Source organism: Catenovulum adriaticum (assembly GCF_026725475.1).
GTDB classification, from domain to species: Bacteria; Pseudomonadota; Gammaproteobacteria; order Enterobacterales; family Alteromonadaceae; genus Catenovulum; species Catenovulum adriaticum.
The window spans coordinates 1918939-1945578 of record NZ_CP109965.1 but is presented as its reverse complement, the minus strand read 5'-3'; the positions used below and the strand labels follow the sequence as shown (position 1 = coordinate 1945578).

Below are 26640 nucleotides of genomic sequence, written 5' to 3'. Positions count from 1 at the left end.
CTTATCAAGCTTTATCGTTTGGAGCGAATCTGTTGAAATGGAGCGCGTTGAACTTATTTTGTATGTATTGGTTTGTTTGAAGCCTACATTGTGCCGCTGGACCTAACTTTTATCCAAAGTGTAGGTCTGTAAGGGTAGGTGTAGGCTAAAAGAATGGGCCTATAAATTAAAAATTAATTAAATTGGTTTGCAACTCTCATTTATAGCCGTAACTAAACGATCAACTGCGGTTGCGAGCTCGCTTTCGCTGGCATTCGTAAAGTTTAACCTTAACGCTGGCTCAACCGTTTCACCTTGCTGATAAAATACAGCACTAGGCACAACAGCGACATTATTATCAATGGCCGCTTGTGCTAATTGGTAAGTATTACAATCAGGCACGGTTAGCCAAATAAACATACCGCCATCAACTGTATTAAATTGGCAACCAGCTGGTAATTTTTGACTTAGTTGCTCTGTTAACGCAAGATAACGTTTTTGGTATAAATCACGTAATTTCGCCAGATGCTTGTCAAAGTTAGGGTGTTTTAACAAGTCTAATAAAACCGCTTGCATTGGAACAGATGAATGCAAATCAGAAGATTGTTTTACTTTTATGAGTGGGTTAATCCAATCGGTTTTTCCTGTTAATAAACCAAGTCGAATGCCAGGTGTCGCTATTTTAGAAAACGAGCGTAAGACTAATGAGTTATCTGGACAAAAGCTAGAGGTGAGTGGCAACGCCTGGCCATTAAATCTAAGTTCACGGTAAGGCACGTCTTCAATTAAAGTGACATTATATTGAATACAAAGTTGGGCAACTTTTTGTCTTACTTCAAGTGACCAGCACACACCAGTTGGGTTATGAAAATCTGGAACCGCGTAAAACATCACTACTTCACCGGTCGCAAATTTTGCTTCTAGTTGAGCCAAGTCAGGGCCGTCTGCGCGTTGTTGAATACTTTGCACATTCGCTTGGGCTAAGCCAAATACTTGTAATGCGCCTAAATAGCTAGGTGCTTCCATTACAACAATATCATTTGGATTTAAAAAAGCACGAGCGATTAAATCTAAAGCTTGTTGCGAGCCCGTACAAACAATTGCGCTGTGGTGGCCGGGTTGTTGCTCTGTTTGTTTAAAATAATCGAGTAAAGGTGCATAACCTGCGGTGTGCCCATATTGAAATAATTGAGGGCTTGCTGCTAGCGTGTTAAGTGAATCTTCCATTAAATCAAGTGGAAAGCTTTCGCCATCGGGTAAGCCGCCAGCGAGCGAGATAACGCCTTGCGTTTGCGCAGCCGCTAAAATTTCGCGAATGTAAGAAGGTTGAATTTGTTGTAATGATTTTGCGATTTTCATACTGATTGGCACACTGAAAAAAATTTGCCCAAGCTTACTTGAAATAAATTGCTAAGTGATGTCCTTTTATGCTTTTATATATGTCCGTTTATGATATATGTAAAAAGATAGCCATGTACGGTTTGTCCAGAGAATTTTAAAATGTCATCAGAACAAAAAATCTCGAGAATAAATGATGTATTAGCCTATATTCATCAAGATATAACCTTTGATCTACCGGCGAAAGATTTAGCTGATATTGCGGCTTACTCTGAGCAACATTTCCACCGTACTTTCAAACAAGTGGTGGGTGAACCCGTGCATTCATATATTCGTCGAGCGCGTTTAGAGTTTGCTGCCAATCAGTTAATGTTTGATTCTAAGGCTAGTGTGTTAGAAATTGCGACGAAAAGTGGTTTTTCTTCGGTTTCATCTTTTAGTCGTGCATTTAAATCTATTTTTTTTATGTCGCCGGGTCAATGGCGACAGAGTGAAAGTGAAAATAAAGATAAGCCTTATTTAAAAGACGCTGAAATAGCGGCTGCGTATCAAAGGCTAGATAAATCCAAATGTCCTCCAGCAAATATTATTAATTTGCCAAATCGGCATGTTGCGTATGTTCGGCATACTGGTTACGGGCGTTCTATTCGTCAAGCATGGCAAATTCTTCAGGCTTGGGCACAGATAGAAAAACGCGACTTTTCACAGCAATTTGGCTTACATCAATCGAATCCAGCTGTGGTTGAATTGGCGCAATGCCGATATGTAGCTTGCTTGGCTATTGATACTCCTTTAACTCGTCGGGGGGTTGTTAATAGCTTAATGATTCCAGGCGGTTTACATGCTGTTTTTAAGTTAACAGGGAAATATGGCGACTTATTACCGCAGCTAAGTTACATTTTAGAGCAATGGTTGCCCGCGTCTGGCTTTAAAATGCAATCGACACCTGCTTATGTTCAATATTATAAAAACCAATTTTTGACAGCTGATGAGTTATTTGAACTGGATTTTTGTTTACCGATTTCTTTATTTATTTAATTTTATAGCACTGCATGATGGCTAATTATAATTTTGTTGCGTGGACAAGTTAAATTCGCGCGTTAATAACTAGCCTCTGCGTTAGTTTCAACGCCGCTCTACTTCCCTTATCCATTGGGATTTATGCAAGTAAATTTAACGCAGTCTCCGTTAAAAAAGGCCGTTTGAAACATATTCATTACACCGAGTAGGGGTCATCTAGGTTGGTTAAATTTAAGTGGGTACTAAAGGGATTAATTGAGGTTGTAATTGGCGTTAGAATCACTTTAAATATTCTAAGTGTGTTAAACATTAATAAAGGAGTTGTGATTAGATGAAAATAAGTGACTTGATGTCTAAGCCGGTGGTAACTGTTGAGCCTGATGACGCTTTATCTGTAGTCAGTGAAATTTTCAATAATACACATTTTCATCATTTATTAGTGGTTGAAAAATCAAAGTTAGTGGGTGTGGTGTCGGATCGAGATTGGCTAAAAGCGCTTAGTCCAAATCTTGATACTGCATCCGAACAAGCAAGAGATCGTGCGACTTTAAATAAGAGAGTTCATCAAATTATGTCGCGTCATCCCGTTACATTATCAGTGGAGAGTAACTTGGTTGATATAATCAAATGCTTTGATGAACATATTATTTCGTGTATCCCAATTGTAGATGAAACAAATAAACCAATTGGTATTGTTAGCTGGCGTGATTTGATTAAATTAATGAGGCAAAGAGTTAAGCAAAAAGAAGCTTAATTGTTTATTGATCTATATCAACCGCTTTATTCGCATTTTAGGAAAAAAATCGTATAATTCGCAGCTTAATTTTTGTATCCAACTTACGATTGGACTGAACAGAGGAAGCCTAATGAACTACGTAGTTGCAGCACTTTATAAATTTACCCGTCTTGATAACTTTGAAGCTTTAAGAGAGCCTTTGCATAATGTGATGGTAGATAACCAAGTAAAAGGTACTTTATTATTGGCGGTTGAAGGTATTAACGGCACGGTGTCAGGCCCTAGAGAAGGGATTGATGCGGTGTTAAATTGGTTAAAATCGGATCCTCGTTTAGCGGATATTGAGCACAAAGAATCCATTGCCCAAGAGCAAACTTTTTATCGAACGAAAGTTAAGCTTAAAAAGGAAATTGTGACCATGGGGGTTGAAGGTATAGATCCAAGGCAGGTCGTTGGTACTTATGTTGAACCTAAAGATTGGAATGCTTTAATTTCTGACCCTGATGTTTTATTAGTTGATACTCGGAATGATTATGAAGTGGCCATTGGTACTTTTGAAAATGCGGTTGACCCTAAAACCACAACTTTTCGTGAATTTCCAGAATATGTTGAAAAGCATTTAGATGCCAAAAAACATAAAAAAGTGGCTATGTTTTGCACGGGTGGTATCCGCTGTGAAAAATCAACGGCTTATTTGAAAGAGCAAGGATTTGACGAAGTTTATCACTTAAAAGGCGGTATTTTAAAATATTTAGAAGAAGTACCTGCAGAACAAACCAAATGGAAAGGTGAATGTTTTGTTTTTGACCAGAGAGTGACGGTTGATCATAATTTAGAGCAGGGTAGTTATGACCAATGCTATGCTTGCCGTATGCCAATTACTGAAACCGAAAAGCAAGATGAGAGATACCAAAAAGGGGTTAGCTGTCCACATTGTTTTGATAAAACTTCAGATGAAGATAAAGCACGTTTTGCTGAACGAGAACGCCAAATTCAGCTGGCTGAAAAGCGTGGCGCGGTACATATAGGTGATGAAGATAGCGTAAAAGCTGAAAGTTAATTAGTTTTAAGTTTAGGTTAAACATTAAATAAGCGATGCATTTTTAACGAGCGCATCGCTTTTTATGCGCCCAGTAAGTTTACATGTTTTATTTTTTTATAGCGTAGGGCTAGCGAAATACAATGGGTAAGGGCGTTAATAGGAATTTCCTGACCTAGTTTAAACACGATAGCTCTGTTTCCATCGTATACAAAAATGTCACCATATAATTCTTTAAAACACGCAATGAGTTTTGTTTGACAGTGAAAATAAATATAATATTGCTGTGGTGTTTTCTCTTTCCAATCAAATCTAATGGTACTGCCAATGCTAGAAATGTAGCTAGGTTCACCCCATTTGAGTGTTTCGGTTAACCCGTTAATGCCGTCATCTTTTGCTGTTTTTATAATCAGTTTTCGAGTTGCCATTAGCGCAATAAAAGCATCTTTAGGATAGGTTTTAAATTTGCGCTGTACGTTTAAATCCATGTTATACATTTAATAAGGTGCTCAGGTATAAAATTTAAATAAGTTAAGGCTTTTTAATAAAAATCATTCGCTTGTTTATAGAGTGCTCAAGTTAACTATCATAAGTAATAATCACCATATCGAGTTTTAGCTTGTAAAACGCACAAAAATTGATTAGTTTTATAAACAGATAAATATTTAATAATAAAACAGATGGACCTGATTTTTAAGTTTTAACATGTTGATATTTAAAAGACTATTTTAAATTATTCAAACAGTAACACGCTAAAATTATTTATTTTTTAATGCCATTGTGTGAAAAATTATATGGCACCCGTTCCGATTTAGTTAATAGCCTTGGGTAAATTTGCATTTTATCCGATTATAAGATGATTTATCTCGATTTATTGTATTGTTTAATTGGCTGAAAAGATTGATTTTTATGCTTTTTGTCCGTAATTAAACTTGCCAAATTTTGAGAGCAGACTAAATTGAAATTGTATCTAAATTATATGACTTCCAATTGTATATATCCCAACGATAACTCGAATGATGAAAGGATTGATATGTCAACTGAAAATGCTCTACTGACTATATTAGCTGAAAAAATTAAAAACGACTCTCTTGTTTTACCTACTTTGCCTGAAATAGCAATTCGGGTTAGAGAGGCTGCTGATGATCCAGATATTAATTTGCAAGCTATGTCTGAAGTGATAGCACATGATCCGGCATTGTCAGCTAGAATGCTAAAAATTGCCAATAGTGCATATTTAGGGCGGACGGTTAAGGTAGAGTCGTTGCATCAAGCGGTGACTCGAATAGGTTTAAGGCATATCAAAAATATCGCGACTGCTTTGGCGATGGAGCAATTGTTTATTTCGCATAATGAAACTGTAAAGCAATTTTTAGATAAAATTTGGTTACTGACAGTTGAAGTTTCTGCTACTGCGATTGCTTTAATGAAGCTATACACAGCTCGTAACAAACATACCCCGTTAAGCTTAGATACAATCACGCTTGCCGCTATGGTTCATAACATTGGGGTGCTACCTATTTTAACTGAAGCAGAAAGACACCCAGAGGTATTTGCTAACCCAGACTTTTTAGATGGTGCTATTGCCCGTTTGGCAGGCCGTATTGGTGGCTCTATTATGCGCGCTTGGGAATTTAGCCCTGAATTTATTACCGTGGTAGAGCGTTGGAATGACAGGCGTTATGAAACTGATAATGTATCTTATATCGATTTTATTCGCATTGCGGCCGTTCATGTAGGTGTTATGCCTGTTAATGAAACCTTGGATTCGTTTTATGGTAAATATGTTGAAAAAGGCATTATTCCAGATGAAGACTATTTAGAAGAAGATGAATTTTTAGAGCAATATCAAACTGCTCGCACCATATTTTTAGATTAATAACGTACAATGCCTACGCTAATACAGTGTAGTGGTAATGAGTAAGGTAAATCTACGCGATTAAATAGCTCAATTAATACTGTAGATTTACCAAGTTAGACTTTACCTACGACATTTGGTGTTCGTTACAAAATACTTAATTTAAAGCCAGCCTCAGCTTGTATATTTTGCTCGTTTTCTAAATCCGCGTTTAATAACTTTTCTGTATTTAAAAAATCTTTTGGAAATTGTAATTCGATATGATCGTTTTTCACTCTTACAGTATAACCTGAAAGGTAATTTTCACGACGTCGTAAATTTAAAATGGCGGCAATACGCAATATTCTTATTAATCTGGTTAATTGCTCTGATTTGTATAAACTTAATTTAGGGAGTTCATTCAATTTGCATTTTTTACGATGAAAGCGAACCAAGCAAGCAATGGCAATTTGCTCTTCTTGATTGAAACCCGGCATATCCGTATTTTCAACAATATAAGCAGAGTGCTTATGGTAACCCGATGAGTGTATTTGCAAGCCAATTTCATGTAAAAGCCCAGCCCAGTGCAACAGAGAGCGATAATCTAACTTGCCAAATTTCCATTCGGTATCTAGTTGATCAAATATAAAACAAGCAGAACGTGCAACTCGAGCAGCTTGTGCGGTATCTATTGCATACCTTTGACTTAAACTTTCAATGGTACGCTCACGAATATCGTGATGTTTGAATCTGTCTTGCATTTCATAGAGCACACCTTCTCTTAGTGCAGCATCTTCATAGGTCATTGATTCAATGCCTAAGCTATCAAATGCGGCAATCAGTACAGCCAAACCTCCGGCGAGCACTGGACGCCTGTGCTCGCTCACGCCAGGAATATTAATTTTGTCTATATGTCCATAGCTCATTAAACTTTGCTTTAATTTTTCAAGATGGCTGGCTTTTATTTCATTTTTACTCCAACCATTTTGAACGATAGCTTCTCGAATCGCTTTAATTGTGCCAGATGTGCCATGGCATGAATGCCAACCTGTATTTTTGTATGTATCTACAATAATCTCAAGTTCTTGCTCGGCAGCTAAAATAGCGCGCTGAAATGCGTGCTCAGTAATTTTTCCATTTTTAAAAAATTGATTGGTATAGCTAACGCAACCCATGCTCCGAGAATTTAATTGTAAAGGTATAAAATATTCGCCAATTATAAATTCAGTACTGCCACCGCCAATATCAATCACTAATTTATTACCTTCGTGTGCGACAGTATGGGCTACACCTTGGTAAATCAGTCTCGCTTCTTCTTTACCGGGAATAATTTCAATGGGATAGGGGAATACAGCTTCTGCTTGAGTTAAAAATGCTTGGCGATTTCGAGCTTTACGGAGCGTATAAGTGGCGACTACTCTAATGTTTTCAGCTGGAATATCTTTTAACGTATCAGCCATTTGGCTTAAGGTTTCTAACCCTCGATCCATCGCCTCTTGGTTAAGCGTTTCATCGCCAGATAAGCCCTGGGCTAATCTGACTCTGTGTTTGATTTTATGTAAATTTTGAATAGAACCATCAATAATTCGGGCAACAATTAAATGAAAGCTGTTGGAGCCTATATCTAACGCGGCAACCACATCGGCTGTTGTGGCTGTATTTTCGTCACTCATAAATGCCCCTTTGTCTATTTAGCGCTATATTGAGCTTGTTTCAAATAGTCATAAATTGCAACCTGAGAACGAATTTTTTTACGGTTACCACGCTTAACATATTGGTTTTGTTGATTTCTGTCTATAATTCTGGCTTTAGTTGTGTCTTTATATTGTAGTTCAAACAAGTCTTTTATTTGTTGTTTTAAGTGTACATCATAAATTGGGCAACTGACTTCTATTCTATTTTCTATATTACGAGTCATCCAATCAGCGGAGGATATGTAAATTTTTTCATCGCTGCCGTGACCAAAAATCATGACCCTTGGATGCTCTAAAAACCGATCAACCACACTAATGGCAGTAATGTTATCGCTTAACCCTTTTACCTGTGGCAACAGGCTGCACATACCTCTAATTATAAGCCTTATTTTTACGCCAGCCTGACTGGCTTCATATAGCTTTAAAATCAAAGGTTCGTCTACTAAATTATTAATTTTAAGATCAATGCGTGCAGGCTTTTGTAGGCGTGCATTTTGAATCTCTCGGTCAATTAACTGAGTGATATTAATACGTGTATTAATAGGCGAGACCATTAAATGGTAAAATTTAAATCGTTTGTAGCTGTGTTGAATAAAATCAAACACATTTTCCACTTCTTTTGTGAGCTCAGGGTTGGCCGTAAATAAACTAAAATCTGTATATATTTTTGCTGTTTTTTCGTGGAAATTACCTGTGCCCAAATGAGCATATCGAACTATATTTTGCTCTTCTTTACGGTGAATTAAGCAAAGTTTTGAATGAATTTTTAACGTGGGAATACCAAATTGTACTTTGATCCCCGCATCCGTCATCACGCGTGACCATTCAATATTGTTTTCTTCATCAAAGCGGGCTTTTAACTCAACAACTACACTAACGTTCTTACCATTTTTCACTGCATCCATTAATGAATTGATAATGCGAGAGTTTTTTGCGACTCGGTAAATATTCAATTTAATTTGGGTTACCGCAGGATCAAAGGCGGCTTGTCTGACTAATTCAGTGAAATGGTTAAATTGATGATAAGGGTAATAGAGTAAAATATCTTGTTTGCTAATGGCTTCAAACGCAGTTTGTGCTTGGGTGAAATGAGGATGTGCTAATGCTGGCAATGATGGATTTTCTAAATATTTTCGGCCAAAATTAGGAAACCCAATAAAGTCTTTAAAATTCCGATAACGTCCGCCTTCTAACAGACCTTCGTTAGCATCAGAAATTTGTAATTGTTTTTTCAAAAATTTAAGCATGCCAGCAGGCATTTCTCTGTGGTAAACCACGCGAGTTGGCTCAGCGCTGAACCTTTGTTTGAGACTTTCTGACATTTGTTCAACGATACTTTGATCGATTTCGTCTTCAACAATATATTCGGCATCTCGCGTAATTTTAAATGAATATGCGCATATTTCATCAAACTGAAAAAATCCGCTAAATATGCTCCGAAGGTTATGAACAATAATATCGTCTAATAAAATAATTTCTTTTTTTATTTTACTTTTTTCAGGCGGTAACAATACAAAACGAGAGACTTCATTGGTTGGTACTTCAACAATTGCGTATTCTTGATGATTTCCTTGACTCATCTGCACGGCAAGGTAGGTTTCATTGTCATTGAGTAAATTAACCAGCTTTCGGGTTTTGGATGGAATAATAGGGGTTAAATGTTTTAAAACCTGGTTTTTAAAAAAACTTTTAAGCCAATTCTCGTGAAACGCGCTGAGTTGAGACTCATTAATAAAGTGAATGTTGTGCTTGGCAAGTTGTTTAGTGACGTCTTTATATATAGCATCAAATTTATTTTGTAACTCTAACACTTTTGCTTGAATATCGATAAGTAATTGGTTTGCGCTATATTCGTTGCTGATTTCTGGTTGTGCTTTTTCTAGAATATTTCGACGTTTGACGTCTGCGACTCGGACCCTGAAAAACTCATCTAAATTGTTAGAAAATATCCCTAAAAATCGAACTCGCTCTACGACAGGAACTGTTTTGTCGGCTGCCTCTTGTAATACCCTTTCATTAAAGGATAACCAACTGAGTTCTTTTGCGATAATCGATTGTGTTTTTGTCATTATTACGCTCTAAATCTAATATTAAATTCAATTATTAAGTGCGGTCAATTACAACTTTTAATGATGACGCTTTTATGACAATTGTCATAAAAGCTGTCATAAAACAGACTGACAATCTAAATATAGCTGGTTTTTGTTTATTATCGCTAATCTAAATTAAAGTGATGTCACCTCTACATCAACAATTAAATCATTGGCAATTTCTTCTAATGCTTGGGTGAGATCGTCTAAATCGACATCTGAGGGGATCTCAATATCAGCTTGTGCTTTAAATAAAAGGCTACCCCAATTTGGTGCACTTTCACAGGTAGAAGTTAATTTAAGTAAATTGACATGATGGCTGGCTAACGTATGGGATATTTCTTTAATAATGCCCGTTTTATCGTTCCCCATAATCGTTAGTTGTGCAACATTATGTTGTTGCGTTTGCTGATTATCACCTTTGGCGATATTGAGCTGAAAGTCTGTCCCAGAAAGGCTTTCAAGCGCATTTAACGTATTGTTAGACTCTTCAGTTGGGCAGCTAAACTCAACAATCCCTGCAAACTGACCTGATAATCTACAAAAATTACTCGCAAGCCAGTTGCCTTTATGTTCATCGATAATTTTAGATACTTTTTCGATAACACCTGGCTTGTCTCGCGTGATAATTGAAATGACATAATTGGTATGCATCCGACACTCCTTTGGTTGGGTTAGATTAAGTTTAGTATGCGATTTTAATTATGCTTTTGTCTATACCTAATTAATTGTGACAACTGTAACAAAAGTGTCATTAAAGGCTGTTAAGGTTTCGCCACTATTATTTGGCGGTTCTTGGTTTTTATATTTAATGAAAATTTCAAGTTTTTCAAACTTATCTGCGGGCATTTTATTAGCCATTAGTGCAGGGTTAATCATATTAATTACTTGGTCTGATTGGCAAAGAGCGCAAGTGCAAGCTAATTTAACTCAATATCAAAATAACAAAAATTTATTAACTCAAACATTTCGCGTAAGTGTGAATCAATATTTGCAAACTAGTAACTCAGTTAAGTTGAACCAAGCATTAAGTGAACTAGAAAAAATCAAACAAAATTTTTTAGCCCAAGACCCAGTGTTATATCAACCTTTACTTAAGCAAGTTGATGATATTACTCAATTAATGAATCAGGATATTAGAGCAGCAGGTAAACTAGGCAATAATAGCGCAACTTTATTACAGTATGCAGAGCAAAGCATGCGCGGCGATTTAGAAAGCATGTATGAATACGCAAAGCTTGCGCCACCCCAACAAAGTAAACTTGCTGCTGAATATATGAGTTTAATCGCGAATGCGAGCCAAGTATTACATCATTTAAGTTACCGGCGAGAGCGGGCTTTTTTAACAGGCTCAGCTGATATACATCAGCAAAATATTGAACGTTTAGTGGATGTCAGTTTAGAGCTACTGAGTAAGGTTAGACAATTAGATGAACTTAGCCGGCTTGGCTTGTTTCCTCCAGTCGAGCCAGTAGATGAAGACGAATTATTTTTAGGTATGGCAGATGAGCCTGTTGAAATTGGCGATGAAGTATTAGCTGATTTACGTTCACAAGTGAAACGCTATCCCAAAGAAGTGGAAAATACTCAAAATGCGTTAATGCAAATCAATCAGGCTTTCACTCAACTAGAGCAGGCTGTTGATCAGTTTGAAGCTGGCTTTTTAACCATTGAAGCTCAATTATTGGCACATCAAATGGAAGTTAACCAACAAACCAAGTGGTTACTCTATTCGGCTGCGGTTTGTTTAGTGATTGTGGCGGTACTGATTATGCTGTTTCAATATATTTGGGTGGTGAAACGAATTAGACAGTTGAATTTAAGTTTCTATAACCTAGTTCAAACTGGTGAGGTTAAACGCATTCAGGTCAATCAAAGACGCTCCGAAATTGATGAAGTGAGTCAGAGCTTTAATTTACTGTTGGAGCAACTTGAAGTCGAGCAAGCTACCAAAAATACTAAATTAGTCGAAATATCCTCTACTTTGGCGGGGTTAGTTGGTGAGACTAAAGATATAGAAAAATTCACCGGTAATATTGCTCATGACATGACTCAAACTGGTAGTATTTTAGCCCAGCTAATTGAGTTAGCAGAGCAAGTATACCAAGGCTCTGAGTTGGTTCAGCTAAACGCGAAAGAGACGGAAATATCAATTCAAGACAGTAATAAAAAAATAGAAGTTGTCACCGACAATACTCAAGCAATAGTGAGCGCTGCCAATGAAAGTTATCACTCAGTTGCGAGTTTATTATCGTCTGTTGAAAACGCTGCTAATATTATAGACAGTATTGGTAGTATCGCAGAACAAACCAATTTATTGGCTCTAAATGCAGCGATTGAAGCCGCTAGGGCTGGTGAACATGGGCGAGGATTTGCAGTGGTTGCAGATGAAGTTCGTAGTTTATCTAAACGAACACAAACCTCACTAGCTGAAATGACAGACATTTTAGCTCAACTTAAAGGTGCGTCAGCACAGTTGGAGTCAACCATCAAAAGCATTGACCAGCTGTCAATTGAACAACAAACGACGACCCATGAGTTATCAGAAAATGCTGAAAAAGTTCGCCTGCAAGCACAAAGCTCAGCCAGTACAGCATTACAAAGTTTTCATAATGCGAGCACTCAACTTGAACATATTAATCAATTTAAAAGTGCAATACAGCAGATTGAAATGATTATTCAACAAGCTAGAGAAAAAGCAAATGTAATAAGTCAAAGTACTGAAAAACAAGCAAATAATATTATAGAAACACTAGGGGAAGCGGAGCTAAATCAAGCAGCTTAAATAAAAAAATACAATATTTATTAAATCGTATTATTTTTTTGCCAGATTTTTAGTGTAGAATCCGCCGCCGCAAACAATATATAACTAAAGGTTAAACTATGTCTGCTAATTCATTTTTAGGTGTATTTGGAAAATCGCCTTTTAAAGCGTTAGAAACGCATATTGAGATTGCCAAATCAGCTAGCCAAACATTGGTGCCATTTTTTGAAGCTGTTTTTGACACAGATTGGACACTTGCTGAAAAATTACGAAAAGTCATTTCAAGCAAGGAGCAGGATGCAGATAAAATTAAGCGGGAAGTTAGAATTCAATTACCCAAAGGTTTATTTTTACCCGTTGAACGAACAGATGTACTTGAGTTGTTAGTTCAGCAGGACAAAATTGCCAACAAAGCAAAAGATATTGCAGGTCGAGTTATCGGCCGCGAGTTACCTATCCCTCAAACACTTCGTGAAGAATTTTTCGTTTATTTAAAGCGTTGTATTGATGCCGTGCAAGTGGCAGCTAAAGCAATTAATGAATTAGATGAATTACTTGAAACGGGCTTTAAAGGTCGTGAAGTTGAACTAGTCGAAAAAATCATTTCTGAAATTGATGCTATTGAGGAAGACACAGATTCCATGCAAGTGAGTTTACGTCTTTCTGTACGTAAGCATGAATCTGAGCTAAGTCCAATAGATGCCATGTTTTTATATGATGTTATCGAATGGGTTGGCGATTTAGCAGACAGAGCTGAATCAGTTGGTGGCCGCTTAGAGCTTTTATTAGCACGCTAATATTTCAGGAGTTTTGATGGATATTTTACAAAGTTACGGTTTAATCCTTATTTTATTTGCCGCAGTTGTTGGTTTTTTCATGGCTTGGGGTATTGGCGCCAATGATGTAGCTAATGCGATGGGTACATCGGTTGGTTCTAAAGCGCTGACCATTAAACAAGCTATTATTATTGCCATGATTTTTGAATTTGCCGGTGCTTATTTAGCGGGCGGTGAAGTGACCTCTACTATTCGAAAAGGCATTATTGATTCCACTCCTTTTATTCAATCTCCTGAATTGTTTGTGATCGGTATGATCTCGGCACTGGTTGCCGCGGGTATCTGGCTTGCAGTTGCTTCCTATATGGGTTGGCCTGTATCAACTACTCACTCAATTGTTGGTGCTATTATTGGTTTTGCGCTAATTAGTGCAGGTCATGAAGCAATTAACTGGGATAAAGTAGGCGGTATCGTAGGTAGCTGGATTGTCACACCTGTGTTATCTGGTGTGCTGGCATATATTATATTTATGAGCGCACAGCGATTTATCTTTAATACCGACAATCCAATCAAAAATGCAAAACGTTATGTCCCTGTTTACATGGCTTTAGCCGGTTTTATTTTATCGTTAGTGACGATTAAAAAAGGTTTAAAACACGTATTTTCTGATTTTGAAATGGCTGTGAGCGGTGGCGAAGCTTATTTATATGCCGCCATTGTTGGTCTTGTTGTTGCCATTGTTGGACGGTTTTTTATTGCTCGTTTAAAAATTGATCCGGCGGCGGATAAAGACATGCAGTTTAATAATGTTGAAAAAATCTTTGCGATATTAATGATAGTGACTGCTTGTTGTATGGCTTTTGCCCATGGTTCAAACGATGTTGCGAATGCAATTGGCCCATTAGCTGCGGTTGTAAGCGTAATTCAAAATGGTGGTCAAATTGGCGCAAAAGCAGCGTTAGCATGGTGGATATTACCTTTAGGTGCATTAGGTATTGTAGCTGGTTTAGCGTTATTTGGTCATCGTGTGATGGCAACCATAGGTAAAGGTATTACTCATTTAACCCCAAGCCGTGGTTTTGCTGCAGAGTTAGCAGCGGCTAGTACTGTGGTTATTGCCTCGGGTACAGGCTTACCTATCTCTACCACTCAAACTTTAGTCGGTGCGGTTCTAGGGGTTGGTTTAGCCCGTGGTATTGCGGCGCTTAATTTAGGCGTGGTTAGAAACATTGTTATTTCTTGGGTTGTTACTTTGCCAGTTGGTGCTGGCTTGGCGATTGTATCGTATTTGATATTAACCAGTATCTTGCTCTAAATTAAACTAGTTTGTGAGCTTTAATGACAAAAGTGTCATTAAAGCCGCGCAACCTAAATTAAAGGCTTCTTCGGAAGCCTTTATTGTTTATACGTCTCAAGCTTTGATTTTCGCTGCATTTTACTTCTACTAGCTGTCTAGTCATATGTACTCATTTTTATTGGCTGTAACACAAGTGTCATAAAAATATAATATACTGAGGCTAGTTTAAATAGATTAAGTTCATGTATGTATCAAGCTAGCAATCAAACAAACAATCCGAATTTTATTCGAAATGTTAAAGACAAAGTTGCCAAATATGGGGTCACAGCGGGTGGCGTTATGGTATTGGTTGCTCTGTTGCTTATCTTTTTTTATTTGCTTTATGTCGTACAACCCATTTTTGATGGGGTATCGATAAAACATAAATTAGATATATCAGTCGAACAACCCAATAAAACGTTAGCGTTGGGTTTAGATGATCACGTTGAAACCGCTTACCGGTTTACTGATGATGCCCAACTCACCTATTTTCAGCTTAAAGGGGCAAACGCAGGGCAACCAATTTCACAATTTCAAATAAAATTGGATGCACCAGCTGTTGCGTTTACGCCCAGTATGGCACATTTAAATCAATATGCCTTTATTACCCAAAAACACCAATTAGTTGTAGCCTCGCCAAAATTTGAATTAGGTTTTGCTAATAACGAACGTCAAATTACGCCGCAAGTGAGTTACCCGCTAACGCCATCTGGTTTGTCATTGTCATCTAACTCAATAATTGAAAAATTTGCGTTTGCAATTGATAGTGCCGATCAAAAAGGGGGGGTGTTATATCAAAATTCCCAGGGCGAAATTAATTTTGTGCGTTTAGATGCTGAAGTTAATTGGATGACAGATGAAACTCAATGGATTCAATCACAAACCAAATTGCCTGTGGTGGCTGGTCAAGTTGATTATTTGTTGCTAACTGCTGATGTCTCTCGTGCTTTTGTGATTCAGCAAGGTCAGTTATTTGTGTTTAACACGCGTAATCCAGATGACGTTTCATTAGTATCAAAAAGCCAAGTTGTTGACTATGGGACTGAGGTAACAGCAGCTGCTTTATTGGGCGGTGCTAACTCTATTTTAATTGCGGACGATAGTGCTAACGTGAGCCAATGGTTTGAAGTTAACGGTGAAAAAGGCCGTCGTTTTGAAAAAATTCGAAGCTTTGATACCGAGCAGGTTCACACTGAAATCTATCCTGAATATTTTAGACGCAGTTTTGTTTCAATAGCCAAAAATGGTGAACTGGAAGTATTTTATACCACGAGTCAGGCTGAATTATTTACGGGCCATATCACGCAAGGCAAAATTGATACACTGGCAATAGCACCCCGAGCAGATGCTTATATTTTGCAGTCTAATAAAACGCTGCAAGTATTTAATGTTCAAAATGAACACCCAGAGGTGACTTGGTCTGCTTTATGGCAAGAAGTATGGTATGAAGGGTACAGCGAACCAGATTATGTGTGGCAATCTACATCAGCATCTGACGATTTTGAATCTAAATTCAGTTTAGTACCAATTACGTTTGGCACGATTAAAGCTGCGTTTTACGCTATGCTATTTTCAGTGCCCATTGCGCTTTCTGCAGCAATTTATACCGCTTATTTTATGCCAGCTAAAATTCGAACTTTGGTTAAACCCACAGTCGAAATTATGGAAGCATTACCAACCGTTATTTTAGGGTTTTTAGCTGGCTTATGGCTAGCACCACTAATTGAAACTCATTTAGCCGCCTTACTTGTTTTAGTGATATTACTACCGCTGTGTATTTTAGCGGTCGCTTTTGCTTGGCATAATCTGCCTAAAGCTTGTCTTAGTAAATTACCTGTAGGCTGGGACTCAATTATTTTAATACCCGTTATTATTTTATTAGCTTGGGGCTGTCTAGCTATTAGTCCTTGGTTAAACGATGTCTTTTTTGATGGTGATGTTCGTTTATTTATTACGGATGACTTGGGTATTTCGTTTGATCAGCGCAACTCATTAGTGGTTGGCATTGCGATGGGCTTTGCAGTTATACCCACCATATTTTCAATTGCCGAAGATGCCGTGTTTTCTGTGCCAAAACATTTATCTCAAGGTTCGTTAGCGTTAGGAGCCAGTCAATGGCAAACCTTAGTCAGGGTTGTATTGTTAACAGCAAGTCCAGGTATTTTTTCGGCGGTAATGATGGGGTTAGGCCGAGCGGTAGGTGAAACAATGATTGTATTAATGGCTACGGGTAATACACCTATTATGGATTGGTCAATTTTTCAAGGGATGCGTACTTTATCAGCTAATATCGCGGTTGAAATGCCAGAATCTGAAGTGGGGAGCACTCACTATCGTATTTTGTTTTTAGCTGCGTTTGTCTTATTTATTTTTACGTTTATTTTTAACACAATTGCTGAATTTGTTCGTCAGCGTTTGCGTGATAAATATAGTTCTTTATAAACCAAGGTGTAAATAATGAAAAATTGGTTTAAATCAGGATCCCCTTGGATTTGGATGACGGCAGGTGCCGTAAGTTTGAGCTTAATTTCGGTGCTGGGGCTGTTACTTATGATAGCTTGGCGAGGTTTAAGTTACTTTTGGCCAGCAGATATTTACGAATTTAAGTTACAGCAGGGCTTAGCCGAGCATACGATTATTGGTGAAATTTATGAGCGCGAAGAAGTGCCAGTTAAGCGTTTGCGCGAAGCGGGTTTAACTTTACCAGATAATACTGATGAATTTATTGAGCGCTTGTTGATTAAAACGGGTAATCGAGAATTTGTTGATTTGGATTTTCGTTGGGTTTTAGAAACTGATATTAAGAGTCAAGCTAAACAACCGGGATTAGCTGTATTTGAACGAACCAAAAATGGTAATTTTTATGGTTATGTTGATCATGTTTTAATTGACGGAGAAAAAGCACCCGCAAGTCAGGCTCAGCAGGTAATTGATAGAGCAGTTGATATTAATGAGAAAGCTCACGATTTACAAAATGATGAAATTGGTGCTATTAATTATCGATTAGAAAAAATCAGGTTAGAACAACGCGCGCTTGAGTTAGATAATGAGCTGACTGATAAAAAATTGGCTGAATTTGAAAACGAAATAAAACAACTCAATAAAGATTATCAGCGGTACGAAAAGCAGCTATTTAAATATCGTCAGGCAGCGAGTCGAGATGCGGTTATTGTTAAAGATATGCGTGGTGAGTTAGTCAATATTCCCGCAGCACAAATCTTAGATTTCCATTTTCCAAATGATATGACGGTGCTGGCTAAAACCGGTCGGTTTTTTGTGCAAATTGGCAAGTTTGTCAGTGACGATCCTAGAGAGGCAAATACCGAGGGCGGTGTTTTCCCCGCAATATTTGGAACCGTTTTTATGGTGATGTTAATGGCTGTTATTGTTACCCCATTTGGGGTTATTGCAGCTATTTATTTACATGAATATGCGGCAAAAAATAATGTCACCAAAATTATTCGAATTGCGGTAATTAACTTAGCTGGTGTTCCTTCGATTGTATATGGGGTGTTTGGTTTAGGCTTTTTTGTTTATATGTTAGGGGGCAGTATTGATGAATTATTTTATCCCGAAGCTATGCCTAATCCAACATTTGGTACGCCTGGGGTTATTTGGTCGGCCCTTACCTTGGCAATTTTAACTTTGCCTGTGGTTATCGTTTCAACCGAAGAGGGCATGTCTCGAATTCCAAGTTCATTACGTCAAGGCAGTTTAGCTTTAGGTGCAACCAAAGCCGAAACTTTGTGGCGTATTATTATCCCAATGGCTAGCCCAGCGATAATGACCGGACTTATTTTAGCAGTTGCACGTGCGGCTGGCGAAGTTGCTCCTTTAATGCTAGTTGGGGTTGTAAAAATGGCGCCTACACTACCTTTAGATGGAAATTTTCCGTTTATTCATGTTGACCGAAAGTTTATGCATTTGGGTTTTCATATTTATGATGTTGGGTTTCAAAGCCCTAACGTAGAAGCCGCAAGACCATTAGTATATGCCACCGCTTTTTTATTAGTGACAGTCATTGTTGCCTTGAATATTACGGCGATTGGTATACGTAACCACTTGCGCGAAAAATACAAATCGCTTGAACATTAAATTTATAAGGTTTATTAAAGATGATTTCATTATCACCTGAAGTTACTAAAATTAATAATGCCATTTCGCCAAGCGAATTAACCGCTGAGCAAACGGCATTACAAATGCGAGATCTCAATTTGTTCTATGGCGATAAACAAGCTTTGTACAATATTGATATGAAAATTCCTAAAGGAAAAGTAACCGCTTTTATAGGCCCTTCAGGCTGCGGTAAGTCAACTTTGTTGCGTTGTATTAACCGCATGAATGATTTGGTTGATATTTGTAAAGTAAAAGGCGAAATTTTACTTGAAGGCAAAAATATATACGATAAAGATGTTGATGTTGCAAATTTGCGCCAAAACGTTGGCATGGTATTTCAGCGGCCAAATCCGTTTCCAAAATCGATTTACGAAAACGTCGTTTATGGATTACGACTGCAAGGAATTAAAGAAAAATATAAACTTGACGAAGTTGTTGAAAGCTCGTTACGTAAAGCTGCTTTATGGGATGAAGTAAAAGATAGATTAAATGACAGCGCATTTGGTTTATCTGGCGGTCAGCAGCAAAGACTAGTGATTGCTAGAGCAATAGCGATTGAACCTAAAGTATTATTGCTAGATGAGCCAACCTCGGCGCTAGATCCAATTTCAACCTTAACGATTGAAGAGTTGATTAATGATTTAAAAGAAACCTATACTGTGGTAATTGTGACGCATAATATGCAACAAGCAGCGCGTGTATCTAATTATGCTGCTTTCATGTTTATGGGTGAGCTAATTGAATACTCTGAAACAAACCAATTATTTACGACACCGGCTAAAAAGAAAACCGAAGATTATATTACCGGTCGATATGGTTAAGTAGCCTTAGTTTTAGATAAAATTATCATAACCGCTTGAATTATCGCTGATATTTTAGGTACACTCAGATTTAATGACACTAGGTGTAAATTATGGATTTAAAATTAGATAAACATATTTCAGGTCAGTTTAATATTGAACTTGAACGCATTATGAGCAGTGTATTAGATATGGGCGGTTTGGTTGAACAGCAAATAACACAAGCGCTTGAGGCGATTAATAATAGCGATCCTAAAATAGCAGAAAAAATCATAGAGAACGACAATAAAATTAACGACTATGAAGTGGCAATAGACGAAGAATGCGCTCGAATTATTGCCAAACGCCAACCTGCAGCCATTGATTTAAGAATTATTTTGGCAGTGGCAAAAATGATTGCCGATTTAGAACGCATAGGTGATGAAACTTGTCGTATGGTCAAAGCTGCACAAGTTCACTTTAGCGGTCAACATCATCAATTTATTGTTGATTTAGATCATATGGGTCAACAAGTATTGACCATGTTTAATAAAGTATTAGATTCGATGGCACGTATGGATAGTGATGCTGCCTACGAAGTTCATAAGTTAGATAAAAAAATTGATAAAGCTTATGAAGGTATTATGCGTCAATTAATGACTCATATGATGGAAGATCCACGCTCTATTCCAAAAATAATGGATGTTGTTTGGGCCACACGTTCACTAGAGCGAATAGGTGACCGCTGCCAAAATTTGAGTGAGCATGTGATTTATTTAATAAAAGGCAAAGATGTACGCCATAGAAGCAGTGAGCATATTGAAAAAATGCTAGAGGTTAAATAAAGTAAATCAGCTTAAAAGTGGCAAAGGCTATTAATTGCCTTAAAAAATAGCGTTACTTTTTTATTTTAATTGTGCCAGCCAAGCTAAATGAGTATGCTTACGGGTTTTTTGAAAGAGGCTTTGTATGGCGACTATAGGGTTTGATTTTGGCACGTCTAATTGCGCCGTTGGCATTATGCGTAACGCTCACCCTGAGCTGGTTACGTTAGCCGAGCACGGCTTTTACATGCCTTCCAGTTTATATTCTGCCAGTCGAAATACCATTGTTAATTGGCTTTATCAAAACCTACCTACCAACGAACAAAGTAATTTCGCCAGTGCTAGAAAGCTTGCTTTGCAAAAAGGGCAAATGGCGCTAGCAGAGCTGAAACTAGATGGGTTGAATTCTGAGTTATCTTTTGGCAAATCAGCTTTAGAGCATTACCTCGAAGATCCCGAAGAAGGTTATTATATTAAATCTCCTAAATCCTTTTTAGGGGCAACTGGTTTAGTTCGCCAGCAAATCGATTTGTTTGAAGATATTGTGGCAGCTATGATGTGTCATATTAAAGCTTGTGCTGAGCAAAATTTAAAAGAAGATATAGATCAATTGGTCATTGGCAAGCCTGTCAACTTTCAAGGATTAAAAGGTGACGAGAGTAATCAGCAAGCATTAAATATTTTAACGAATGCAGCAAAGCGAGTCGGTTTTAAAAACGTTGAATTTCAATTTGAGCCTGTTGCAGCTGGGGTCGAATTTGAAGCTAGTTTACCAACAGAAAAACGCGTGTTAGTGGTTGATATTGGTGGTGGTACGAGTGATTGCTCAATGTTATTAATGGGACCTGAGCTAATCAATCATGAACAGCGTAGCGAACATATATTAAGCCATAGCGGTCAACGAGTGGGTGGTAACGACTTTGATATTCAATTAGCTTTGTTTGGATTAATGCCATATTTAGGGATGAATGGGCAACTTAAAACAGGTAAACCTTTACCAGTTAAATGTTTTAGTGATGCGGTTGAAATTAATAATATTGCGGCACAAACGCGCTTTTACAGTGCTGAAAATGCACGTATGTTAGCTCAGTTGCTACGTGATGCCGAACAAAAATCTTTGCTCGAACGCTTGTTAAAAGTACAGCAGCAAAAATTGAGTTATCAACTAGTCAATTGCGCTGAACAAGCAAAAATTGAGTTATCAGCTGTAAATTCTACCCTTGTAGATTTAGACTTTTTAAGCCCGTCGCTAATGGCACAGCTTGAGCGAGATAATTTATTGCAGGCTAATCGACGAATACTCGATTCAATCGCGCAATTAATTAATGAAGCTATTAACCAAGCAGGGTGTGAGCCTGATATTGTGTTTGTTACAGGAGGCACAGCTAAATCGCCTGTTTTTAATCAATTTATCAGACAGCTTTGCCCAGCAGGAACCGAACTTGTCGTTGGCGATTATTTTGGTAGCGTTGCATCTGGCTTGACTAGATGGGCAGATAAAATTTACCGTTAGTATGATGAATTTAAGTTTAGAAGCATTAAAACAACAGGCATTAGCTTGCCGTGAGTGCGAGGCGATTTTAAACCCGAATCCGGTTATTCAAATCAGTTCGCAAGCTAAAATTTTAATTGCAGGTCAAGCGCCCGGTCGAAAAGCAGATAAAGCTAATAAACCCTTTGCCGACGCCAGCGGAGATAAGCTGCGTCAATGGATGAAAATCTCAAATGATGATTTTTACAACGAAAATAAAGTCGCAATTTTACCAATGGGGTTTTGTTATCCGGGTTCGACTAAATCGGGCGATATTGCACCATCTAAAGTTTGTGCCCCGCTTTGGCGAAAGGCCTTACTAGCCCATTTAAAACAGGTTGAATTAACCATAGTGTTGGGACAATACGCTCGCCAGTATCATTTACCAAGCAGTCAACTTAATCTAACTGAAACCGTTAAACAATGGCAGAAATATGCTCCAGAGCAATTTGTTTTGCCGCATCCAAGTCCTCGTAATCAATATTGGTTTAAGAAAAATCCTTGGTTTGAACGTGAAGTGATTCCTGCGCTTCAACGACGAGTTAAACAGGTTACAAGCGACAATTAAGCTTGGGATAATGTTGCTGAATAGCTTGATTAATTTGTTTGAGAACATGTAGATGATTTTTTATATATTGTTTTTGAATATACATACTCACCGGATGAGCACCATGTTTTATTGCATTAAAGTGTGACACAGGAATATTGCCTTGCTTTGCCGCGTTTTCAAATACCGCACTGTTTACCATTACTGCATCAATCCGCTTAAGTTTTAGCATTTTAGCTAAATTATCAACTTGTAAAACACCAGCTACATTGTATTTATCTTTTTCAAGACATAGATATCAATTCGCTTTAAATGGGCTAGCCAACTTTATACTGCTTTTTAAATTGTTTATTGTCAGGTAGGTATTCAGCGTCTTTATTAATATACCAACTAACACAAAATGGGTTGAGATAAGATTGAATATGTATTTTGGTGTTTATTTTCAGTGGCTAATAAAACGGCATCTATTTGGCTCTTTTTTAGTTTTTAAAATGCTTGAACAAAATTAGAACTTGGTGTTATTTGATATGGGATCTTGGCCACTTCAAGTATTTGAGAGGCTTTTTTGAAACCTTCACCTTGCCATTTATCTTGAATTTTGTGCGAGAACGGAGGGTAAGTAGGTGCTAAAACACGCATTTTTTGAAGTTGTTTTTGCTTGTGTATATTGTATATTCATCGATAATAAAAATAAGCTTATTAAGCTAATTTTTATTAAGTTGAGCCACATACTGAAGCTATGTTTTTTGCCCTCGGATATTTCAAACGCATATAAATAAAATAAGAAAGTCAGTTAAAATTTATTTAAGTGTAGTCTACTGACTATAACTCACAAAGAAATGCGCGCTATATTTAATCTCAAAATAAATAAAAACTTAGCTGCAACAAGTAAGCTAAAGTTGATATAATCTGCACCAAGTTTTATAAGCGATAGATAAAGAATGATCCCACGTTTAACAGAAGTCGATGCCATTGAACAAAGCTACCTTGATTATTTAGCAGTGCTTAAATCAGCGCGTTTTGAAGGTGATATCGAAACCAGCTATGCTAGTCGTTTTTCGGTTTCAACCGATAACAGTGTGTATCAAAACTTACCCCAAGCGGTTGTTTTACCAAAAAATATTGATGATTTGGTCGTGTTGACTGAAATCGCGTCAAAGCCAGAGTTTAAACAAGTTAAGTTTTCACCTCGAGGCGGCGGTACTGGCACAAATGGGCAATCGTTAACGTCAGGGATAGTGGTAGATATCAGTCGCCACATGAATCAAATATTGGATTTTAACGCTGAACAGGGCTGGGTAAAAGTTCAAGCTGGGGTCGTAAAAGATCAATTAAACGCCTTTTTAAAACCCCATGGTTACTTTTTTGCGCCCGATTTAAGTACCAGTAATCGGGCAACTATTGGCGGTATGGTTAACACTGATGCTTCAGGACAAGGGTCATTGGTTTATGGTAAAACAAGTGATCACGTTTTAGCGCTAAAAAGCGTATTAATTAATGGGGAGGTGCTCGATACCGCCTCTATGCCTACGGCCGAAGCAGAAGAAATAGCCAAACAAACGAGTCCTATTGGTAAAATTTATCAGCAAGTCTTAACCAGCTGTCGTGACCAGCGCCAACAAATTTTAGATACGTTTCCCCGATTAAATCGCTTTTTAACTGGCTATGATTTAGAGCATACATTTAATAACGATTTAACTGAGTTTGATCTGGGTCGAGTGATTACGGGTTCTGAAGGCTCTTTAGGTTTTGTTGCCGAAGCTAAATTGAACATTACTCCAATCGCGCCATTTAAAACCATGGTAAACGTAAAATACGACAGTTTTGAATCGGCGCTAAGAAACGCACCTTTTTTAGTGAAAGCGAACGCAACCTCAGTTGAAACTATTGACAGCAAGGTTTTAAATTTAGCGCGTGAAGATATAATTTGGAACTCAGTTAGCCATTTAATTACCGATGTGCCGGGCAAGGTAATGGAAGGTATTAATATTGTTGAATTTAATGCGGTTCAGGCACAAGACAGTGCAGCTAAATTAAACAATTTAACCCAGCAGTTAGACACGCTTATTGCAAACGGCGAAGCCGGTGTTATAGGTTATCAAGTAACAGATGATCTGGGCTCAATTGGTACAATTTATGAAATGCGAAAAAAAGCGGTTGGTTTATTAGGAAATACTAAAGGCAGCAAAAAACCACTGGCTTTTGCCGAAGATACGGCGGTGCCGCCTGAAAACTTAGCTGATTTCATTATGGAATTTAGAGCCTTATTAGATAGCTATCATTTGAACTATGGTATGTTTGGCCATGTGGATGCAGGCGTTTTACATGTTCGACCTGCATTAGATATGAATGATCCCGAACAAGAAATCACCCTGCGCCAAATATCGGATAAAGTGGTTGCTTTAACTGCTAAGTATGGCGGCCTAATGTGGGGCGAGCATGGTAAAGGTTATCGTAGTGAATATGGGCCAGAGTTTTTTGGCCAAGAGCTATTTAATGAATTACGCAAAATTAAAGCGGCTTTTGACCCAGATAACCGAGTCAATCCGGGCAAAATTTGCACCCCATTAAACTCAGACGAAAAGCTTGTTTCAGTTGATGATACCAAACGCGGATTTTACGATCGTCAAATTCCGGTTAACGTTAGGGAAAGTGTTGATACGGCCATGAACTGTAATGGTAACGGCTTATGCTTTAATTGGGATGCTAATTCACCTATGTGTCCTTCTTATAAAGTTACAAGAGATAGACGACACAGCCCTAAAGGTCGAGCTGGTTTAATGCGCGAATGGTTACGCCAGTTGAGTAATCAAGGGGTTGATTTTAATCAGCTTGAAAAAGACGCTGTTAAAGGTGAATTTGAATCATCTTGGTTTGCTCGTTGGCGAAATACGAATTCTAAAAAGCAAGGCGAATATGACTATTCGCATGAAGTTATGGACGCTATGGATGAATGTTTGGCTTGTAAAGCTTGTACGAGCCAATGTCCAATAAAAGTTGATGTACCTGCCTTCAGAGCACGTTTTTTACAGCTTTATTACGCTCGATATAGTCGACCATTAAAAGATTATTTAGTGGCTTCAATTGAAAACAGTGCGCCGTTAATGGCTAAAGCACCAAGATTTTTTAATTTTTTCTTAAAATCTAAACCTGTGCAAGGGCTTATTAAGCAAACTTTAGGTTATGTAGATACTCCATTGTTAAGTTATCCGACGCTTGAGCAAAGTGTGGGAGATATGAATGTTTTGGACTGGAATTTATCACGCTTACAGCAAATGAGCGAAGCGCAACGATTAAAGGTAGTTGCCATAGTACAAGACCCATTTACCTCTTATTATGATGCACAAGTGGTTGCAGATTGGATAAAGCTTATTGCTAAATTAGGCTACACTCCGATTTTATTGCCGTTTAAACCAAATGGTAAAGCCCAGCATGTAAAAGGCTTTTTGAATAAATTTGCAAAAACTGCAAAATCAGCTGCTGCATTTTTAAATCAATTGAATGAATTGCATATTACTTTGGTGGGTACAGATCCAAGTTTAGTACTTTGCTATCGGGATGAATACGCTAAAGTGCTGGGTGATAAAAGAGGGGATTTTGACGTTTTATTACCTCATGAATGGCTGAAAAATGTTTCATTCCCTGAAACAACTCAAAATAACCCTGAAATTGAATTTAAATTATTTGCGCATTGCTCTGAAAAAACCGCAGCGCCATCTAGCCAAAAAGACTGGCAAGCAATTTTTAGTAAAGCAGGGGCTAAGCTAAGTCCTGTAGCGGTTGGTTGTTGTGGTATGGCTGGTACTTACGGACATGAAGCCAGTCATTTAGATAATTCAAAAGCGATTTATCAAATGAGTTGGGGCGATAAAATTAAACAAAGTGTTCCAGTGGAAGTGCTGGCAACCGGCTACTCTTGTCGCTCGCAAGTTAAACGCGAAGATGGATTTAAACCTAACCACCCAGTACAGGCTTTGCTTAACTTATTAAGTTAACCACGTCTTGTATTTAACTATATGGCTAAATACTATACTGGTTTGACCGTACTGGGGCGTGTTGATCTTTGCTGTATAAATTTTGTTCTAGCTAAACGCTTTTTAATCGCAGCGCGGGTTTACTTCAGGCATCCCTGCCTTACGCTAAAGCCAGCAGAGCTGTTTAAAAACATTTCCGATGTTTTTGTGTAGGCCTCGTGGGCTGATCAGCAACAAAGCGTAACAAGCGTTTAGGACAA

At 37.8% G+C, this 26640-nt stretch carries 21 protein-coding genes; 14 read left to right on the top strand and 7 right to left on the bottom strand.

From position 1 onward, the window contains the following. Positions 1 to 177: 177 nt before the first annotated feature. Complete coding sequence (locus OLW01_RS08500) at positions 178 to 1338, bottom strand: aminotransferase-like domain-containing protein (protein ID WP_268073416.1); 1161 nt, start codon at positions 1336 to 1338, stop codon at positions 178 to 180. A gap of 141 nt (positions 1339 to 1479) precedes the next feature. Between OLW01_RS08500 and OLW01_RS08495 the strand changes: the two genes are divergently transcribed. The 3 genes from OLW01_RS08495 (at position 1480) to trhO (ending at position 4133) form a co-directional block, all read left to right on the top strand. Continuing rightward, positions 1480 to 2355 carry an AraC family transcriptional regulator gene (locus OLW01_RS08495; RefSeq protein ID WP_268073415.1) on the top strand — a complete coding sequence of 292 codons (876 nt, stop codon included), beginning with the start codon at positions 1480 to 1482 and terminating at the stop codon, positions 2353 to 2355. 313 nt (positions 2356 to 2668) lie between these two features. Then, positions 2669 to 3091 carry a CBS domain-containing protein gene (locus OLW01_RS08490; RefSeq protein WP_268073414.1) on the top strand — a complete coding sequence of 141 codons (423 nt, stop codon included), beginning with the start codon at positions 2669 to 2671 and terminating at the stop codon, positions 3089 to 3091. Positions 3092 to 3203: 112 nt separating this feature from the next. Continuing rightward, complete coding sequence (trhO, locus tag OLW01_RS08485) at positions 3204 to 4133, top strand: oxygen-dependent tRNA uridine(34) hydroxylase TrhO (RefSeq protein ID WP_268073413.1); 930 nt, start codon at positions 3204 to 3206, stop codon at positions 4131 to 4133. A 62-nt stretch (positions 4134 to 4195) separates the two neighbouring features. On the opposite strand, the gene OLW01_RS08480 is transcribed toward trhO, so the two are convergent. After that, positions 4196 to 4600 (bottom strand): DUF1801 domain-containing protein, encoded by a 405-nt coding sequence (locus OLW01_RS08480; RefSeq protein ID WP_268073412.1) that lies wholly within the window; start codon positions 4598 to 4600, stop codon positions 4196 to 4198. A gap of 545 nt (positions 4601 to 5145) precedes the next feature. Between OLW01_RS08480 and OLW01_RS08475 the strand changes: the two genes are divergently transcribed. After that, positions 5146 to 5991 carry an HDOD domain-containing protein gene (locus OLW01_RS08475; RefSeq protein ID WP_268073411.1) on the top strand — a complete coding sequence of 282 codons (846 nt, stop codon included), beginning with the start codon at positions 5146 to 5148 and terminating at the stop codon, positions 5989 to 5991. A 125-nt stretch (positions 5992 to 6116) separates the two neighbouring features. Here the strand turns inward: OLW01_RS08475 and ppx are convergent, their stop codons facing one another. From ppx to OLW01_RS08460, 3 genes are all read right to left on the bottom strand, one after another. After that, a complete protein-coding gene (gene ppx, locus OLW01_RS08470; RefSeq protein ID WP_268073410.1) occupies positions 6117 to 7622 on the bottom strand; it encodes an exopolyphosphatase in 1506 nt (501 codons plus the stop codon). Between the two features lie 14 nt (positions 7623 to 7636). Continuing rightward, positions 7637 to 9712 (bottom strand): polyphosphate kinase 1, encoded by a 2076-nt coding sequence (ppk1, locus tag OLW01_RS08465; RefSeq protein ID WP_268073409.1) that lies wholly within the window; start codon positions 9710 to 9712, stop codon positions 7637 to 7639. Positions 9713 to 9868: 156 nt separating this feature from the next. Further along, on the bottom strand, positions 9869 to 10387 hold the full coding sequence (locus tag OLW01_RS08460; RefSeq protein ID WP_268073408.1) for a glycine cleavage system transcriptional repressor: 519 nt from the start codon (positions 10385 to 10387) through the stop codon (positions 9869 to 9871). 157 nt (positions 10388 to 10544) lie between these two features. On the opposite strand from OLW01_RS08460, the gene OLW01_RS08455 reads away from it, so the two are divergent. The 9 genes from OLW01_RS08455 to OLW01_RS08415 all read left to right on the top strand — a co-directional run bounded on the left by OLW01_RS08455 (position 10545) and on the right by OLW01_RS08415 (position 22427). Further along, positions 10545 to 12518, top strand: a complete 1974-nt coding sequence (locus tag OLW01_RS08455; RefSeq protein WP_268073407.1) for a methyl-accepting chemotaxis protein — start codon at positions 10545 to 10547, stop codon at positions 12516 to 12518. A 98-nt stretch (positions 12519 to 12616) separates the two neighbouring features. Beyond that, positions 12617 to 13294 carry a TIGR00153 family protein gene (locus tag OLW01_RS08450; protein ID WP_268073406.1) on the top strand — a complete coding sequence of 226 codons (678 nt, stop codon included), beginning with the start codon at positions 12617 to 12619 and terminating at the stop codon, positions 13292 to 13294. Positions 13295 to 13310: 16 nt separating this feature from the next. Then, positions 13311 to 14588, top strand: coding sequence for an inorganic phosphate transporter (locus tag OLW01_RS08445; RefSeq protein ID WP_268073405.1), 1278 nt, complete (start codon positions 13311 to 13313; stop codon positions 14586 to 14588). Positions 14589 to 14816: 228 nt separating this feature from the next. Continuing rightward, entirely contained in the window at positions 14817 to 17051 is a 2235-nt protein-coding gene (locus OLW01_RS08440) for an ABC transporter permease subunit (RefSeq protein WP_428980155.1), read from the top strand. A gap of 12 nt (positions 17052 to 17063) precedes the next feature. After that, a complete protein-coding gene (gene pstA / locus OLW01_RS08435; RefSeq protein WP_268076192.1) occupies positions 17064 to 18704 on the top strand; it encodes a phosphate ABC transporter permease PstA in 1641 nt (546 codons plus the stop codon). 20 nt (positions 18705 to 18724) lie between these two features. Then, positions 18725 to 19546: a phosphate ABC transporter ATP-binding protein PstB gene (pstB, locus tag OLW01_RS08430; protein ID WP_268073404.1), complete on the top strand. Its 822-nt coding sequence runs from the start codon at positions 18725 to 18727 to the stop codon at positions 19544 to 19546. A 92-nt stretch (positions 19547 to 19638) separates the two neighbouring features. After that, positions 19639 to 20349, top strand: coding sequence for a phosphate signaling complex protein PhoU (gene phoU, locus OLW01_RS08425; protein ID WP_268073403.1), 711 nt, complete (start codon positions 19639 to 19641; stop codon positions 20347 to 20349). A 124-nt stretch (positions 20350 to 20473) separates the two neighbouring features. Beyond that, entirely contained in the window at positions 20474 to 21841 is a 1368-nt protein-coding gene (gene yegD, locus OLW01_RS08420) for a molecular chaperone (RefSeq protein WP_268073402.1), read from the top strand. Between the two features lies 1 nt (position 21842). After that, positions 21843 to 22427: a uracil-DNA glycosylase family protein gene (locus tag OLW01_RS08415; RefSeq protein WP_268073401.1), complete on the top strand. Its 585-nt coding sequence runs from the start codon at positions 21843 to 21845 to the stop codon at positions 22425 to 22427. Here the strand turns inward: OLW01_RS08415 and OLW01_RS08410 are convergent. Beyond that, positions 22411 to 22638, bottom strand: coding sequence for a hypothetical protein (locus tag OLW01_RS08410; protein ID WP_268073400.1), 228 nt, complete (start codon positions 22636 to 22638; stop codon positions 22411 to 22413). The two genes, OLW01_RS08415 and OLW01_RS08410, sit on opposite strands and share 17 nt — an antisense overlap. A 254-nt stretch (positions 22639 to 22892) precedes the next feature. Next, entirely contained in the window at positions 22893 to 23045 is a 153-nt protein-coding gene (locus OLW01_RS08405; RefSeq protein WP_268073399.1) for a hypothetical protein, read from the bottom strand. A 302-nt stretch (positions 23046 to 23347) separates the two neighbouring features. On the opposite strand from OLW01_RS08405, the gene ydiJ reads away from it, so the two are divergent. Continuing rightward, on the top strand, positions 23348 to 26401 hold the full coding sequence (gene ydiJ, locus OLW01_RS08400; RefSeq protein WP_268073398.1) for a D-2-hydroxyglutarate dehydrogenase YdiJ: 3054 nt from the start codon (positions 23348 to 23350) through the stop codon (positions 26399 to 26401). The last annotated feature ends 239 nt before the right edge of the window (positions 26402 to 26640 follow it).